Source organism: Actinoplanes sp. TBRC 11911, from assembly GCF_012933445.1.
In the GTDB taxonomy this organism is placed as follows: domain Bacteria; phylum Actinomycetota; class Actinomycetes; order Mycobacteriales; family Micromonosporaceae; genus Actinoplanes.
This window is the reverse complement of sequence record NZ_JABBNC010000017.1, coordinates 78753-95047: the sequence shown is the minus strand read 5'-3', so window position 1 is coordinate 95047 and position 16295 is coordinate 78753. Positions and strand designations below refer to the sequence as shown.

The window sequence follows — 16295 nt, the reverse complement described above, 5'->3', positions numbered from 1 at the left end:
GTTGCGTGACCGATCAACTGGGAGAGTTCCGGGCGCCGGACGCCCTCGTCGAGCGCTATCACGCGGCCGGCCTGTGGCGCAGCGAAGGACCGATCGCCGACCTGCGGCGCTGGCGGCGGGAACGACCCGACGCCACCGCGATCATCCACTATCGAGACGGGGTCGCGGGCCGTCTTTCCTGGCGGGAGTACGCGACGTACGTGGAACGCTTCGCCGGGGCGTTAGGCGAACTGGGCGTCGGGCCGGGTGACCGGGTGGCCGTCTGGTTGCCGAACGTGTGGCAGGTCAGCGCGCTGATGCTCGCCTGCGCGCGGCTCGGCGCCGTGACCGTGCCGTTGCTGCCCACGCTGCGGGCGCGCGAGCTGTCCCGGATCTTCGCGCGGGTCGAGCCCAAGGTGTGCATCACCATCGACTCGTGGGCGGGCTTCGACCACGCCGCCGCGCTGGAGCTGCTGGCCCCGCCGTCGGCGCATCGGGTCGGGTTGGATTTCTTCGAGCGGTCGTCCGCCACGGTGGACCTCGACCCGGCCCTCGAGGATCCGGACCGGCTGGCCCTCATCTTCTTCACCTCGGGCACCTCGGGCGAGCCGAAGGGCGTGCTGCACAGCTTCAACACCATCTACGCCGGCATCCGGCCGATCGCCGAGGCCGAGAACATCGGCCCGGACGACACCATGTTCATCCCGCACGCTCTGACCTTCATCGGCGGCACCCTGTACGGCATCACGATGCCGCTGCTGGCCGGGGCCGCCTCGGTGATCCTGGACAGGTGGACCGGCGAGGCCGGGGTGCGGCTGCTGCGCGAGACCGGCACCACGGTGATGTTCGCGGCTCCGACGTTCCTGCACGACATTCTTGCGCGTTCGCCCGGGCCGCTGCCCGCGTTGCGGCTGCTGGTGACCGGGGCGACCACGATTCCGCAGCGGCTGGTCCGGGAGATGCCCGCCGCGCTGGGGCTGCCGTTGCGCACCCTGTGGGGGATGACCGAGGTGGCCGCGCAGACGTGGACCCGCGCGTCCGATCCGGACGACTGGGGTGCCTACAGTGACGGCTCGCCGGGGTCGGGCCTTTCCATCGACCTGCGGTCGTCGTCCGGCCCGGTCTCCCGCGAACAGCCGGCGCGTCTGTTCGTCCGCGGGGCCGGCGTCACCCTGGCGACGCTGGGGCGCGACAGTGGCGACCTCAACGTGCTGGCGGCGCACGACGACGGCTGGTACGACACCGGCGACCACGCGATCCCCGACGGCCGCGGCGGCATCCGCATCATCGGCCGCGTCGCCGACCGGATCGGTGGCCTGTTCATGATCCCGGTGAACGATGTGGAGAGTCAGCTGCTGGAGCATCCGGCGATCGATGACGTGGCGGTGGTGGGCTTCGGCGACGACCAGGCCTGCGCGGTGATCGTCTCCGCCGCGCCGCCCAGCTTGGCCGAGATCCAGGCCTTCCTCACGGCCGCCGGCATGACCGATTGGTACCAGCCCGTACGCCTCGAGGTGGTCGACAAGCTGCCCCGGAACTCGGCCGGGAAAGTCCGCAAGGACCTGCTGCGCCGTTGGCTGACGGACGGCACGTGGGGTACCGACTGAGCCGTGACCGACGTGACATTCCGGCCTCCGTACGGGTGAGCCGGCGAAGCCGGGATCCAGACTGCCGGGGTGCCTTCTCCCGAGGAATTCCGCCAGCTGGCCGACCGGGTTCGCCGGTTCACCGCGGACACCCAGAGCATCCGCGCGGAATACGACCGCGCGGAAGTGTCCGGTGTTTCGCCGGACGGTGCCGTTCGCGTGACGATGCGTGGCGGTCGTATCGCCGGGCTCGACATGGATCCGAGCGTGCTGAATCACGACAACGTCTACGTCGCCAACCAGGTGTTAGCGGCGATCCGGCGGGCCGAGGACCAGTCGGCCGAGTTTCTCGGCTCCCGTACCGCGCCGATGAACGACGCGGTGACCGAGATCCGGAATTTTCTCCGGTGAATCAGGATCCACCCTTGCCCGCCCACTGATCCTCGATGCCCTTCAGCGCGGCGCCGATCCCGGTGTCGTCGAAGGCGCCCTCGGCCTGCAGCTCCTTCGGGTCGGGGAAGATGGTCATCATGTCCATCTGGGCGTAGCTCGTGATGGTGGCGTCCAGCATCTCGATGAACAGGCCGCTGAGCACGAGCATGTCGGCGGCGCCCTGCAACGCGCCCTGCTGGGCCGGCGCCATCGCCTCGGCGAATTTCTCGGCCTCGACCGCCGAGTCCGTGGGGATGAAATTCGACGTCGGATCCGCGCCGTCCTCCACGGCCTTCGCCGACGGCTTGGACCAGTTGCCCTCGCCGCGCCCCCAGATCGGCTGGTCGAAGATGGTCTGCGACTGGTTCCGCAGGTAGGTGTACGTGCCGACGAGGGACATCGCGGTGGTGAGGATGTTCTGCTCGTACGCCGCCATCGCCTCGGTGTTCACCTCGACGTGGTCGTAGTCGTGCGACGTCGGCAGATTCGGCATGCCGGGCAGCACCGGCACGGCCTGCGGATTCCAGTAGTTGCTGTCCGGATCGGCGGTGGCAGGGTCGGTGCCTTTGTTTCCGCCGGCGGAACCGCCGCCGGCGCCGCTTCCGCCGCTTCCGCCGTTTCCGCCACCGGAACCGCCGCCGGTGGAACCGCTGCCACCGCTGCCGTGCGCGGGCGGCGGGGTCGGGACGTGCGGGTTCCACCAGTTCATCTTCAGGTTCGGTGCCGGGGCGTGCGCCGGTGGCGGATCGCCGCCCTGGCCGTCCTTCGGGTTGGGCAGTGGCTGGTCGTCGTAGCGGGACCACGTCGCGGGCATGCCCCCATGATGCCCCGGACACGATCTTTGCCCGTACGTCTCCGAATGCGGACCTGGCCTACCGCCGCGCGAAGATCTAGGGTCGCGCGGCGGAGGTGGTGCATCGTGGCCGAGGAAGTCACGCTGGCGCAGTACAAGGTGCTGATGGCGGAGTTCAGCGACGCGATCGACGTGGTCGCCGCGCAGAGCAAGATCGTCCAGGAGATGCTGGACGGCATCGATCAGGACTTCCGCACGGTCAGTGATCTGTGGCTCTCGCCGGCGGCGTTGACGTTCGATCCGCTGCGTACGGCGTACAAGACGAGCGCCGACGACCTGAACGAGACGCTCGCTTCGATCCTGCAGCGGATGCGGATCACGTACAACGACTACCTCGAGGTCGAGGCCCAGGCCGTGCGGAATCTGACGGCGGATTCGTCCGGTGGCGACGGCTCGACGGACAACTCCGCCGGCGGATCGTCTGACGGCTCCTCGTCCGACAGCTCGTCCGATGGCTCCTCCACCGGGGACGACGCCGATGGCGGCGACGCGAACCAGGACGACCGGGTGGTCGGCGACCGGGTGGCCGCGACGTCGACTCCGACCTTGCCCGTCTCCCCGGTGGGCGCCATGGATCGGGTGAAAACGGAACTCGATCCGTTGCTGCCGCTGACGCCGAGGACCGGCGCGTGACCGGCCCGGTGCCCGACGGGCACACCTACATCGATTCCGGTGTGGGACGCGTCAGCATGCGCGTCGGTGAGCTGCACATGCTCGCCGCGCACACCATCAAGGACAAGATGGACGCCCTCGGCGACGCGCTCAACAAGATCGTTGACGCGATGGCGAGTCTCCAGATCAGCTGGTCGGGCGACGCCCAGCAGGAGGCGCAGCAGCTCCTCGACCACTGGACCCAGGTGTCCAACAGCATCTTCGGCACCACCGAAGACCCGGAGCGCGGTGTGCTGAACCGCATAGTCGAGAGTGTGCGGACCGCCGCCTACACCTACAACCAGACCGAGGTCGTCGTCCAGCAATCGTGGACGAAGCTGCACGACGAGCTCATGACCATCCTGGCCGGCGGCACCCCCGGCAGTGACGGCGGATCGAGTGGCGATCTGACCCCGCCGATCGTTGAGGTCTAAACCTTCCATCGGGCTGTGACAAGGGGCACCCCGATGAAGTAATGCCGCTCCGGCGCGTTCCCGTCCGCAGGTTCATCGCGGAAGGGAAGCCGGTATGTCCGTCAACAACGCCGATGGCGCCGGCTCGAAGGACACCGGCGGGGGATCCGGCTCCGGCGGCGGGTCGTCATCCGGGTCGTCGTCCGGCGGTGGGTCCACGAGCACGCAGCACGATGGACAGCCGCCGGATTTCGACGCGATCTACCGCTACGCCGGGGCGTTCATCGAGCTCGGCGACATGATTTACGAGTACGCCCACCACACCATCAACGACGGCTTCCACGGTGTGGTCTGGTCCGGCGACAGCAACTCCGCCGCGAACACGGCGGCGACCACGCTTCAGCCGCTCATGACCCTGCTGGCCGGCTCCGACCAGCACGCGACGGTGCCGAGCGCGGCCCGGCTGCTGTGGAACATCGGCGAGTCGATCAACTGGTTCGCGATCAACCTGGAAGAGCAACGGGCGAAGGAGAAGAAGGACTTCATCATCGAGGTCATCACCACCCTGCTCGGCCTGTTCTTCCTGGGCATCTTCGGCGCGCTGTCCTTCATCCCGGCGACCGCGGAGATCATGGCTCAGCTGATGAGCGCACTGGGTGACCTCATCGCCGGTGTGCTGGACACCGTGTTCGAGGGCGTGGAGTGGCTGGGCACGCTGGGCCGCGGCCTCGGTGACGCCATCACCGGCGCCGGCCTCGGAATCGGACCGCAGCTGGCGTCCGAGGCGATCGGCGATCTGGCGGCTCACCAGGACATCCATTTCACCGCGAAGGACATCATCATCGGCGTGCTGACCGGCGCGGCCGGTGGCGTGATCTTCGGGCCGAGCATCCGGGAGGCGGCCGCCGCGGGCGCCGCGGCGAAGGCCGCCGCCCGGGCGGCGGGTGAGTCGGCCGGCGATTTCGGCGGGCTGCCCGATCCCCACCCGGGATTCGCGCCCGGCGAGGCAGGCCCGCACGGCGAAGGTGGTGGCCTGCCGAGCCTGACCGGACACGGGCCGGACGGGCTGCCCGGGCTGAACCCGTCGAACGTCGGCGTGCGGGGCGCGTTGCGCTTCGACCATGAGGGCGACGGCATCAACAAAGCGACAGACCACACCGGTACGACCACGTCGGTGTCCGACGGCGGCCTCACCTCCGGCGGCGGCTCGTCCCGGGTCAGCCTTCCGGGGCGTTCCGATCAGGGCGGCATCGCCCCGCCGGGCCGCCCGGTCGAGGACGGGACGCGTCCGGACGGCGTGTCGGCGTCGACGCGTCCGGACGGCGTGCGCACCGGACCGGACGCCGGTGTCGGCTCCGGCGCGGGCGCCCGCGGAGCCGCCGGCAGTGACGTGCGGACGGTTGCCGGCGACGGGCGGGGTACCGGCGGTGATGACGCGCGATCGGTCACCGGCGAGGGCCCGGCGGCCGGCCAGCGGGGGGTCGCCCCCGGCGGTCTGGACGAGCGACCCGGCGGCGGAGCGGTGCGGTCCGGTGGCGGCGATCCGGTGTCGAGCCCGGTCAGCCGGCTCGTGGCCGAGCAACGGGCCAACCAACTCCAGCAGCAGCTCGACACCGCCCGAGCCGAGCGACCCCCGTCGTCCGCAGGCCGAGGTGAGTCCGGAGGCGAGCCCAAGGGCGCCGGCCACGAGGGGGAAACGCCGACCGGGAGCCGGGGTCAGGGCGGCGCCGGTGACGACCTGGCGTCCCGGTTCCCGGCCGCGCCGACCGCGAAGCCGGTCACCCACGGGGCCAAGGACCTCGAAGCCGGCCTTGCGCGGGCACGCGCCGACGCCGAGTCCGCCGGCATGCCCCCGCGCGACATCAAGGAGATGGCGCAGAACGTGCGGACGGCCATCGACGACGGCCGCCTCAACGACGGCGCGGCGCACCTGGCCAAACTGCGTGCCACGGCCGACCGGCTGCAGGTCGGTCGCCGGCTGCAACATTTCCGGGAGCACATCGACGACGGATACCAGCGCCCGGCCGAGGTGGGCATCGACAAGGTGACCTGGCTGGAGAAGGCGGTCGCGGTCGAGAAGGCGGCCGCCGGCGGCCGGGTGAGCGACGTGGACCACCTGCTCAAGGACTACGACGCCACGGTTGGGCAGCATCTGCAGGAACTGCGCGCGCAGGACGCGGCCGCCGCGGGCGCGAAGCGGGCCCCGGGCGAGGAACCACCCGCCGAGTCCCAGGGTGGCGGCTCTTCGCACGGTGGCGACCAGGGCCCCGGATCCACGCCGGACGCCGACGACATCGGCATCAAGGACCTGGCCGACCGGCTGGCCGCGTTGCGCGCGGACCGGATCGACCAAGGCGGGCTGAGCGGCCGCCCGCACGACCAGCTGTCGGCCAAGGCGGCGGCGGTGGACAAGGCGCTGGGCAGCGCGAACAAGCCGGCCGACACCCCGCTCGAGAAGCTCGCCGGCAAGCTGCGGACACCGGAGGACGCCGACATGGCGAAGGTGGCCGCCTACCAGAAGGCGGCCGACCACGAACTCTCCGCCGCGGCGCTGCGCCGCGGTGACAGCCCGTTGCCGCCGGCCGAACTCAAGAGCTGGCAGGACAGCCTGGCGCAGTTCAAGGGCTGGAAATACCACGAGCAGAAGCTCATCGAGCTGTACGACCAACGGGTCAGCAGCTACGTGGCCGACACCCAGTCCCGGATCGGCGACGCCGCGTTCGCCCCGGACCGGTCGCGGCCGCTCAACAACCGGATCGACGATCAGCTCGCGCAGATCTCCAAGGATGTACGCCTGCAGAACGCGGCCCGCAACCTCGGCTCGGGGGAGCAGGCCAAGCCGGAGCCCCTCGTGGCCAAGCCGGAGCCGGAACCCGTCGCGGCCAAGCCGGACCTGGATCTCGACGGCCTGCGGCAACACCGCATCGACCACTTCGAGAACGCCGGCAAAGGGACCGTGGAGGTCGCGCCGGAGCCGGCGCCGTCGTCCGGTGGGCGAGCCGGCGACGCGGATCTCGACGGCCTGCGGCAACGCCGGTTCGATCACTTCGCGAACGCGGGCAAGGCGACGACGGAGGTTCCCGTCGAGCCGGAACCGCGGCCGTCGGCCGGTCCTGGTGCCGATACGCATCCGGCCGGTACCAGCCTGCGTGCCGATCACTATGCGAAGTTGAGTCCGCCCGTGGTCGACGTCCGGGCGGAGATGGCACTGGTCGACAAGGGGGCGGGCCGCGTCGAGGGCACGGATCTCGACGGCCTGCGGCAACGCCGGTTCGATCACTTCGCGAACGCGGGTAAGGAGACGGCGCAGGTCGAGCCGGGGTCCACCGGTGGCTCCCGGCCGGATCCGGCGCCCCCGGTCCGGGACACCGGCACCCCGCCCGCCGACGTGCCGCTGAGCCGGCAGGTGTTCCGCGTCGACAGCTCGGGCAAGGTCTCGCTGGCCGATCTGGGGAAGAAGCCCACGTTCCCCGGGAAGGGCCACACGCTCGGTGGTGACGAGGTCGACGGACCGCCGGCCGCCGGCCCCCGACCCGACGACGGGCACGCCTACTTCACGATCGACCCGAAGTCCGGCGAGGCCACGCCGGTCCACGTGCGCAACGACGAAATCATCAAAGACGTACGCCCGGCCGGCGGCTCGGCATCGCCCGACGGCCGCGGCGGGACCGGTTCCAAGGTCACTGTCTTCAAGGGAGACTCCTGGAACGTCGAGACGGTCCCGCACCTGGGCCCCGGCGAAACCCGGCCGGCGGCGCCCGAGGTCCCGAAGTCCACCGACTTCCAGATCCTGCGCCGGAGTAAAGACGACGGCAGCGTGGACCTGCTGACCTACAAACACGCACCGGTCCGGCCCGGCGCCGGTGACCCGGACGCGATCGATCCCGGCTTCGAGTTCCATCCGATCGACTCGGCGGAGGGGGTGTGGTCGGACGCGCGTGCGTTCGGCACCCCGTCGAGGGTCGAACATGTGGTGTCGGGCAAGGGCGGCGCGGCCCACGGAGTGCTGGTCCAGGGCGATGACGGCCGCTGGCAGCCGGTGCGTTCGGAGGCTGCCGGTGCGAAGCCGGAGCAGCCGCAGGTTTCGTTCTTCCGTCCGGACTCGGACGGCGGCGGTCTGCGGCCGGTGACGGTCAAGGACACGGCCTCCGAGCTGACCTTCGTGGACGTACGCACCGACGGCGGCGTCCGGGTCACCAAGTTCGGCGTGCACAGCGACGACCTGCCGAATTTGCGCATCGACCACGACAATGAGCTGGTCAACGTCGTGCCGGCCAAGGTGAGCCCGGATCAGCTCGTCGTCGACCCGAAGACCGGCGACCTGACCCTGCGGACGCCGGTCCCGGAAGGTGATCGACCGGGTGGCTCGGCCGGCGGGCCGCCGGGAGGCCGTCCCGGTCCGGGCGGCGGCCGGAGGCTCGGCGGAGGTCTCGGCCAGCGGGGCGCGAGCGACGGCTCGCACACCGTGGCGGCGCCAAAACGAACGCTCGTTCTCAAAGCGCAAGCCGACGAGCACGCGCCGCCGCCGGCACCGGAGAAGACCGCCGCTCCGAAGCCGGACACCGCCCCGCCACCGACCGGTGAAGCCGAGCGGCCGGGCGCGGCCGGGACCGGCGCACGGCCGGGCGCGGGGGCGACCGGTGCCCGGCCGGGGCCCTCCGCCGGCGGTTCCCGGACGGTGCCGCCGAGCCGCAGCGTGGTCGCGGACAAGCCGCCGGTCGCGGACAAGCCGCCGGTTACGGACAAGCCGCCGGTTACGGACAAGCCGCCGGTTACGGATAAGGCGCCGGTTACGGATAAGGCGCCGGTTACGGATGGCGTGCCAGGCCGCGTCGGTGCGCCCGGGTCGCTGTCGCTGGAGGACGGTCACGTTCTGCGGCTTGTGGAAGCCCGGCCCGGCGGCGAGTCGCGTTACGAGTTGCGCGACCTCGACGATCGGCCGGTGAATCTCGCCGCCGACGGCCTGCGGCTGCGCGCACCGCAGACCCCCGAAGGTCCGCTCTACCTGCGGCTGGTGGACGGCCATCCGGACGGCACACCGCTCTACCACGTGGTCGGCGCCGACGGCCGGCCGGTGCCGCTGCTGGAACCCGACGGGGACCGCGTCGTCTACCGGCCCCCGGCCTTGCGACTACGTGGGCACGACGGTCCGCAGCAGCCCGGCCCGGGTTCTCCCGCGACGCCGGAGCCGCAACGGGCCACGCCCGAGCCGAATCCGGTCCGGGCCGAGACGAAGGGCAGCGGTATGCACCATCCGGAAGTCCCGCCGCCGCCCGGTCACGAGCTCACCCCGGCCGCGCCGCCTGGCCGAGATGTGCGCCTGATCGCGAATCTGACCACGCGGGTGGTTGGATACCAGCCGGCCGACGGGCATGGCGTCCTGCAGGCCCTGCTCAAGGAGCGCTTCTTCGAGGTGGTCAAACTCAAGGGCGCCACCGGAGACGCGCCCGGGGCCTTCTACGGGATCGACTGGCTTCTCCGCGACCACAACGGTGCAGGTCCAGGCTGGAAGGCGACCCCCACCTGGCGGGCCGTCAAGGTGGCGGCACGCACCGCCGGCTACGGCGGTCTGACCCTGTTCCCGCCCGGGCGGCAGGGTTCCGCGATATTCCTGCACAACGGCCGCGACGACGTGGTGCGGGTGTTCGAGGTGGGTCCGGACGGGCAGCACCGGGTGACCGAGCTCGACCAGTACGCGAGCACCCACCCGGCCCCGGCCGCGGTGGCCGCGATCGACCAGTGCGGCGAGGTCCACGCATGAGCGTTCAGCGCGTCGCGCCCCGGGCCTGGGGCGCGCACCGCAGCATCGGTGCGGCGGTCCGCGCGGTGGACCCGTCGGCGAGCGCGACACCACCGGTGACGGTGCAGGCCGGCGCCTACACCGAGCGGCTCGTCCTGGACCGCCCGGTCACGCTGGCCGGCGCCGGCGACGTCCGGCTGATCGGGGCGAACGGCCCGGCACTGACGATCTCGGCCGGCGGCACCGTCCGGGGGCTGCGGATCGAATCCTCATCCGGCACGGTGGCCGTGCTGATCGACCGGGGTGCCGCCGTCCTGGAGGACTGCGAGATCCAGGGCGACGTGCGGATCTGCGCCGACGCGGCCCCGACACTGCGGCGATGCCGCGTCATCGGCGGCACCCTGCTGATCGAGGACGCCAGCCGTGCCGTGCTCGAGGACTGCGTGGTGGCCGACGCGGCTCAGGTGGCGGTGCTGATCCGCGGCGACGCCGCACCGGCGATCACCGGGCTGCGGGTGACCGGCCCGGCCGCCGAGGGCATCGTCTACGCCGGCGCGGCCCGCGGGGTGCTGACCGGCGGTGAGGTCAGCCGTGCCGCCCGCACCGGGGTGACCGTGCTGGACGCGGCCGCACCGGCCGTGCGCGGGCTGACCGTCCGGGAACCCGGCGGCGACGGTGTCCGCGTCGACGGCGTGGCCGGCCCCGGCGACGCGGTCCGCACCGGCGGCGGCCTGGTGTTCGAGAACTGTGCGGTGGTCCGGCCGGCCGGCGGTGGCGTGGTCGTCACCGGGTCGGTCGCCGTGCTGCTGCGCGCGACGACCATCACGCAGCCGGCGGCGGCCGGCGTGGTGGCCGGAGGCACCGCGGACGTCCGCCTGGCGGACTGCACGATCCGCGAGTCCGGCAGTTCGGCAGTGGTCGCTCGGGACACCGCGGTGGTGACCGCCGAGCGGCTCACGGTGGATCGGGCCGACGGCAACGGGGTTCTCGCCGAAGGCGGCGCGACCGTGCGGATCGCCGGCTCGGATATCGCCCACACGGTCAACACCGTCGTGCACGCCGCCGGGCAGGCCGCGGTGAGCGTGCGCGGCGGGCAGCTGCGGGAGACGTCCGAGTACGGGGTACGCGTCGTCGACCAGGCCGTGGTGCTGCTGGACGGCACCGGGATCAGCGCCGCGGCCGTGGCCGGCATCGGCGTCGAGGACCGTGGTGACGTCACCGCGAGCGGGTGCCGGATCAGCGGTGGCGCGGCCGGGGCGACCCTCGGCGGCGCGCACCGGCCGCTGCTGCGCGACTGCGAGATCGCCGACGTGACCGGCGCCGGCGTGCTGGTCGACGCGGACGCCGCCGTGCTGCTGCAACGCTGCACGATCCGGGGTGCGGGTGACGCCGGCCTGTATTTCGGCGAGGGGTCGACCGGCTACGTGACCGATTGCCGGATCGACGACATCGACGGGGCCGGCATTGTCGTGTCCCCCGGGGCGCGACCGAGCGTGCACGCCGGCACGGTGCTGCGGACCAAGAAGAACGGTGTGGTGGTGTTCGACGGCGGCCACGGCGACTTCACCGACTGCGCGGTGGGCGAGGCCGGGTACCCGGCGATCTACGTCGGCGCCGGTGCCGATCCGTCGTTCCAGCGGCTGCACGTCCACGACACCGCCCGGGGGGTGGCCCTCGACCCGGCGGCCGCCCCCACCTGGAACGCGTGCACGTCGTCCGGCGTCGCCGCCGACGACCTCCCGTCCGCCGCGACCGCCGTCGGCGTGCCACAAAACCGCGGGTCCGCCGTCGCGGTGGGGCAAGCCTCGCTCGGCGAGGACGACCCGGAGACGATCGAGGACCTGCTGGCCGAGCTGAACAGCCTGGTGGGCCTGGACGGCGTCAAAGAGGACGTACGGCGCATGGTCAACGTGATGCGGACCGTCCGGCAGCGGCGCGAGGCCGGTCTGCCCGCGCCGCCGCTCGGCCGGCATCTGGTCTTCGCGGGCAACCCCGGCACCGGCAAGACCACGGTGGCCCGCCTCTACGGGCGCATCCTGGCGACCCTGGGCCTGCTCGAGTCCGGGCACCTGGTCGAGGCGGACCGGTCGAGCCTGGTCGGCGAGTACGTCGGGCACACGGCTCCGCGGACACAGGCGGTGTTCCGGCGCGCGGTCGGCGGCGTGCTGTTCATCGACGAGGCGTACGCGCTGGTCCCGGAGGGCCACGGCAGTGACTTCGGCGCGGAGGCGATCGTCACCCTGGTCAAGCTGATGGAGGACCACCGCGACGAAGTCGTGGTGATCGTGGCCGGCTATCCGTCGGACATGGAGCGGTTCACCGCCTCCAACCCGGGCCTCGCGTCCCGGTTCAACCGCACCGTGCGATTCGAGGACTACGGCGCCGCCGAACTGGTCGGCATCGTCGGTAGCCAGGCCGCCGGCCATCAGTACCGCCTAGGGCCGGGCGCCGAGGACGCACTCACCGAGTATTTCGACGTGCTGCGCGCCGCGCCGCGTTTCGGTAACGGCCGCTCGGCCCGCCAGGTGTTCCAGGAGATGACCGAGCGGCAGGCCCAGCGTGTCGCCACGATGGCCGACCCGGGCACCGAGGACCTCATGACGTTGCTGATCGACGACCTGCCGGAGGCGCCATGAGCCGCACCGCCTTTCACCGAGCCGCCCGGGTGGTGCTGCCCGAAGCGCCGGCCGAGCGGATCGGGGTGCCGCTGCCGCCGCCACGGCAGCGCGGCAGCAACAACAATCTGTGGCTCACCTTGATGTTGCCGCTGTTCTCCACGGTGGCGATGGCCGGATACCTGATCTCCTATCAGAAGCCGTTGCTGATCCTGCTGGGGGTCAGCTTCGTGGTGCTGTCGGTGTTGTCCACGGTGGTCATTCGCTGGCAGATGACGCATGCGCAGGACGCGACCGCCCGCCGTCAGCGTGAGCGCTACCTCGAGGTGCTCGACGACGTGCGGGCCGAGGCGCGTACGGTGGCGGCCGCGACCCGGATGTCCGCGGTCGTCGCCCAGCCCAGCCCGGCTCGCCTGCTGGCCTTGGTTGCCGGGCGCCGGCGGACGTGGGAGCGGCGCCCCGAGGATGACGACTTCCTGCGGGTCCGGGTGGGTGCCGGGCGTGGACCGCTGGGGATCGGCCTGTCCGGCCGGGTCGACCCGATGGCCGACAACGAACGCGACCTGATCGCCGAGGCCGAGTCGGTGGTGGCCGGGCACCGCACGGTCGGGGAGCAGACCGCCTGGCTGGACCTCGCCGGCAGCGGGGTGGTGAGCCTGATCGGCTCGCCGGACGACACCCGGGCCCTCGCAAGGGCACTGCTCTGCCAGGTCGCGGCGTTGCACGCGCCGGAGGACGTGCTGATCGCGGTGGTCACCGGCGGCGCCGGCGAGTGGGGCTGGGCGACCTGGCTGCCGCACACGTTCGAGCCTGGCGTCGCGTCCGAGGCCGGGGTGACCTCGCTGGTCGCCGAGGACTTCGAGCGTCTCGAAGGCTTCCTGGAACACGAGCGGGACCGGGCCCGCGACGAGAACCGCAACCGCCGGGGTGGGTTCGGCAACGCCGCTTCGCTGACCCGGCGGCTCGTCGTGGTGCTGGACGGCTACCGGCCGGACGTGGCCTGGGCCCGTTCGCCGGTGCTGGAGTCGTTGTGGACCGAGGCCGGTCCCGGCCTGGGCATCACCGTGGTCTGCCTGAGCGAGCAGCGAGCGGTGGAGCCGACCCGGGTGGACGCGCGGGCCACCGTGGCGGCCGACGGCTCGCTGGAGTTGGACGGCACCGGCGAGACCTTCGGCGCCGTCGAGGACGGCCGGGCCGACCTGGTCGATCCGGTCCTGGCCGAGGCGATCGCCCGCCGCCTGACGCCGCTGCGGCTGACCGTGGACCGGGAGCCGGTGCTGGCCCGGGTCACCACGTTGCCGCAGATGCTGGGCGTGTCCGACGTCGGCCGGCTGGACCCGGCCAAGGGCCGGGCGGTGCCGTCCGACGACGCCATGCTGCGGGTACCGATCGGCGTGGACGGCGAGGGCGACCCGGTGCTGCTGGACCTCAAGGAGTCGGCGCAGCGCGGCATGGGCCCGCACGGTCTGGTGGTCGGCGCTACCGGCTCCGGCAAGAGCGAACTCCTGCGTACGCTGGTGGCCGGCCTGGCCGCGAAGCACAGCCCGGACCTGCTGAGCCTGGTGCTCATCGACTTCAAGGGCGGCGCCACGTTCGCCGGCGTCACCGACCTGCCGCACGTCTCCGGTCTGATCACGAACCTCGCGGACGACCTGGCCATGGTCGATCGTGTCCGGGCCGCGCTGGAGGGCGAACAGCAGCGGCGGCAGCGGATGCTGCGCGACGCCGGGAACATCGACTCGGTCCGCGACTACCAGATCCGCCAGGCGGCCGGCGGCACCGACGCCGCCGGCCGGCCGCTGCAGCCGCTGCCGTACCTGCTGATCATCGTCGACGAGTTCGGCGAGCTGTTGTCCGGGCGGCCCGACTTCGTCGACCTGTTCGTCCAGATCGGACGCGTCGGCCGGTCGCTCGGCATGCACCTGCTGCTGGCCACCCAGCGGCTCGAGGAGAGCCGGCTGCGCGGGCTGCAGTCGCACCTGTCGTACCGGTTGTGCCTGCGCACGTTCTCGGCGGCGGAGAGCCGCGCGGTGATCGGTACCCCGGACGCGTACCACCTGCCGGCGGTTCCCGGGTCGGCGTATCTCAAGGTCGGTGAGGACATCTACCGGCGCTTCCGGGTCGCTCACGTCTCCGGGCCGTACGTGTCGCCGGAGGACGCGGCCGGCTCTGCGTCCGGTGCGGTTACCCTGATCCCGCTGACCATGCGGCCGGACGTCACCGCCGAACCGGCCGCGCTCGCGCCGGCGGAGCCGGTGGACCTGGACGGGCGTACGGAATTGGCCGTGGTCGTGGATCGTCTCAGCGGTCACGACCAGCCGGTGCACCAGGTCTGGCTGCCGCCGCTGCCGCCGGCCATCCCGCTGGACGATCTGCTCGGACCGATCGACGAGTCGCCGCAGCGTGGGCTGGGCGCCGAACTGTGGCCGGTGCTCGGCGGCCTGCAGGTGCCGGTCGCGGTGGCCGATCTGCCGCTGAACCAGCGCCAGGAGCCGATGACCCTGGACCTCGGCGGCAAGGCCGGCAACGTCGCCGTCGTGGGCGCGCCGCAGTCCGGCAAGAGCATGCTGCTGCGCACGTTGATGCTGTCGATCATGCTGACCGGCACACCCGACGAGGCCCAGTTGTCGGTGATCGACTACGGCGGTGGCACGCTGCTGCCGTTCGCCGACGCGCCGCACGTCACCGGGGTCGCGTCCCGGCTCGAACCGGCTCGGGTGCGCCGTGTGCTGGCCGAGGCGAGCCGGCTCATGCGCGAGCGCGAGCAGCTGTTCCGCGAGCAGGGGATCGGCTCGATCGCCGAGTTCCGGCAGCGCCGCGACGCCGGTACGTTGCCGAGCGGCACCCGAGCGGCGGACCTGTTCGTCGTCATCGACAACTGGGCGGCGGTACGCGCCGACTCCGACGACTACGACGCCCAGGTCGTCGAGCTCGCGGCCCGCGGTCTGGGCGTCGGCGTGCACGTCGTGCTCACCGCCAACCGCTGGATCGAGATCCGGTCGAACCTGCGCGACAGCATCGGCGGGCGGCTCGAACTGAGGCTCAACGATCCGTTCGAATCCGAGGTCGGCCGGAATCTGGCCCGCCAGCTCACCGCGGCCCCGGCCGGTCGTGGTGTGGTCGCGCCCGGAGCGTTCTTCCAGGTCGCGCTGCCCCGGCCCGCGGGCGAGGACGCGGATCCGCTGGCCGAACTGTCCAAGGAGCAGGCCAAGCTGCTGACCCGGATCGAGACGGCCTGGCGTGGCGCGCGGGCCCCGCGCGTCCGGATGCTGCCCGAGCGCATCCTGGCCAAGGACCTCGCCACGTTGGACGCCACCGCGATCGGGCTGGACGAGGCCGACATGGCTCCGGTCGTCATCGACCTGCTCCGGGACCAGCCGCATTTCGCGGTGCTCGGCGACAGCGGATCCGGCAAAACCCACACCTTGCGTACGTGGATGCGAGCGCTCACCGCCACCGTGAGTGACGAGGGGGCCCGCTTCATGATCGTCGACTACCGTCGCGGGCTGCTGGACGTCGTGCCCGAGGGATACGTGGGCGCGTACGCCGGTGACGAGAACGCGGCCGGGGTCTACGCCAAGGCGCTCGCCGACACGCTGGAGGCACGCCGGCCACCGTCCGGCATCTCCGCTCGGGAACTGCGCGAACGCTCGTGGTGGTCCGGCCCCGAGCTGTATCTCGTCGTGGACGACCTGGACATGCTGGTGAGCGGGTCGATGTCGCCGCTGGCCCCGCTCCTGCCGTACCTGGGCAGCTCCCGGGAGGTCGGCTTCCACGTGGTGGCCGCCCATCGCACCGCCGGCATCGGCCGCTCGCTGACCAGTTCCGCCTTGCTGGGCCGGGCCCTCGAGATCGGTGCCGACGGGCTGTTGCTGTCCGGCGATCCGCGCGAAGGCGTGCTGCTCGGCGGCATGCGGGCCGCGCCGCAGCCACCCGGCCGGGGCATCCTGGTGCGCCGCGGCGGTTCGCCGGTGCTGGTTCAGGTGGCGATCGACCCCGACGACGAATACGCGACCAGGTGAGGAG

General features: G+C 72.1%; 8 protein-coding genes. 7 read left to right on the top strand and 1 reads right to left on the bottom strand.

The annotated features are described in order from the left end of the window. The first annotated feature begins 5 nt into the window (after window positions 1-5). Window positions 6-1586, top strand: a complete 1581-nt coding sequence (locus tag HH310_RS22955; RefSeq protein ID WP_169177678.1) for an AMP-binding protein — start codon at window positions 6-8, stop codon at window positions 1584-1586. A gap of 69 nt (window positions 1587-1655) precedes the next feature. Then, entirely contained in the window at window positions 1656-1976 is a 321-nt protein-coding gene (locus HH310_RS22950) for a YbaB/EbfC family nucleoid-associated protein (protein ID WP_169177677.1), read from the top strand. A 1-nt stretch (window position 1977) separates the two neighbouring features. Here HH310_RS22950 and HH310_RS22945 read toward each other — a convergent pair whose 3' ends face one another. Further along, on the bottom strand, window positions 1978-2811 hold the full coding sequence (locus HH310_RS22945; protein WP_169177613.1) for a hypothetical protein: 834 nt from the start codon (window positions 2809-2811) through the stop codon (window positions 1978-1980). 105 nt (window positions 2812-2916) lie between these two features. Here HH310_RS22945 and HH310_RS22940 point away from each other — a divergent pair, with 105 nt between their 5' ends. The 5 genes from HH310_RS22940 to eccCa all read left to right on the top strand — a co-directional run bounded on the left by HH310_RS22940 (window position 2917) and on the right by eccCa (window position 16291). Continuing rightward, window positions 2917-3483 carry a hypothetical protein gene (locus tag HH310_RS22940; RefSeq protein WP_169177676.1) on the top strand — a complete coding sequence of 189 codons (567 nt, stop codon included), beginning with the start codon at window positions 2917-2919 and terminating at the stop codon, window positions 3481-3483. Next, window positions 3480-3935: a WXG100 family type VII secretion target gene (locus HH310_RS22935; protein WP_169177675.1), complete on the top strand. Its 456-nt coding sequence runs from the start codon at window positions 3480-3482 to the stop codon at window positions 3933-3935. The genes HH310_RS22940 and HH310_RS22935 overlap by 4 nt, the downstream gene beginning before the upstream one ends. Window positions 3936-4029: 94 nt before the next feature. Then, window positions 4030-9675, top strand: coding sequence for a hypothetical protein (locus HH310_RS22930; RefSeq protein WP_169177674.1), 5646 nt, complete (start codon window positions 4030-4032; stop codon window positions 9673-9675). Next, window positions 9672-12290 (top strand): right-handed parallel beta-helix repeat-containing protein, encoded by a 2619-nt coding sequence (locus HH310_RS22925; protein ID WP_169177673.1) that lies wholly within the window; start codon window positions 9672-9674, stop codon window positions 12288-12290. Before HH310_RS22930 ends, HH310_RS22925 begins: the two co-directional genes overlap by 4 nt. After that, window positions 12287-16291 (top strand): type VII secretion protein EccCa, encoded by a 4005-nt coding sequence (gene eccCa / locus HH310_RS22920; protein ID WP_169177672.1) that lies wholly within the window; start codon window positions 12287-12289, stop codon window positions 16289-16291. The genes HH310_RS22925 and eccCa overlap by 4 nt, the downstream gene beginning before the upstream one ends. Window positions 16292-16295 lie beyond the last annotated feature (4 nt).

Bases quoted from the DNA above. Each gene is read 5' to 3' on its own strand.
- HH310_RS22945 (WP_169177613.1), bottom strand. From the start codon at position 2,811: ATGCCCGCGACGTGGTCCCGCTACGACGACCAGCCACTGCCCAACCCG.
- HH310_RS22930 (WP_169177674.1), top strand. From the start codon at position 4,030: ATGTCCGTCAACAACGCCGATGGCGCCGGCTCGAAGGACACCGGCGGG.
- HH310_RS22925 (WP_169177673.1), top strand. From the start codon at position 9,672: ATGAGCGTTCAGCGCGTCGCGCCCCGGGCCTGGGGCGCGCACCGCAGC.
- eccCa (WP_169177672.1), top strand. From the start codon at position 12,287: ATGAGCCGCACCGCCTTTCACCGAGCCGCCCGGGTGGTGCTGCCCGAA.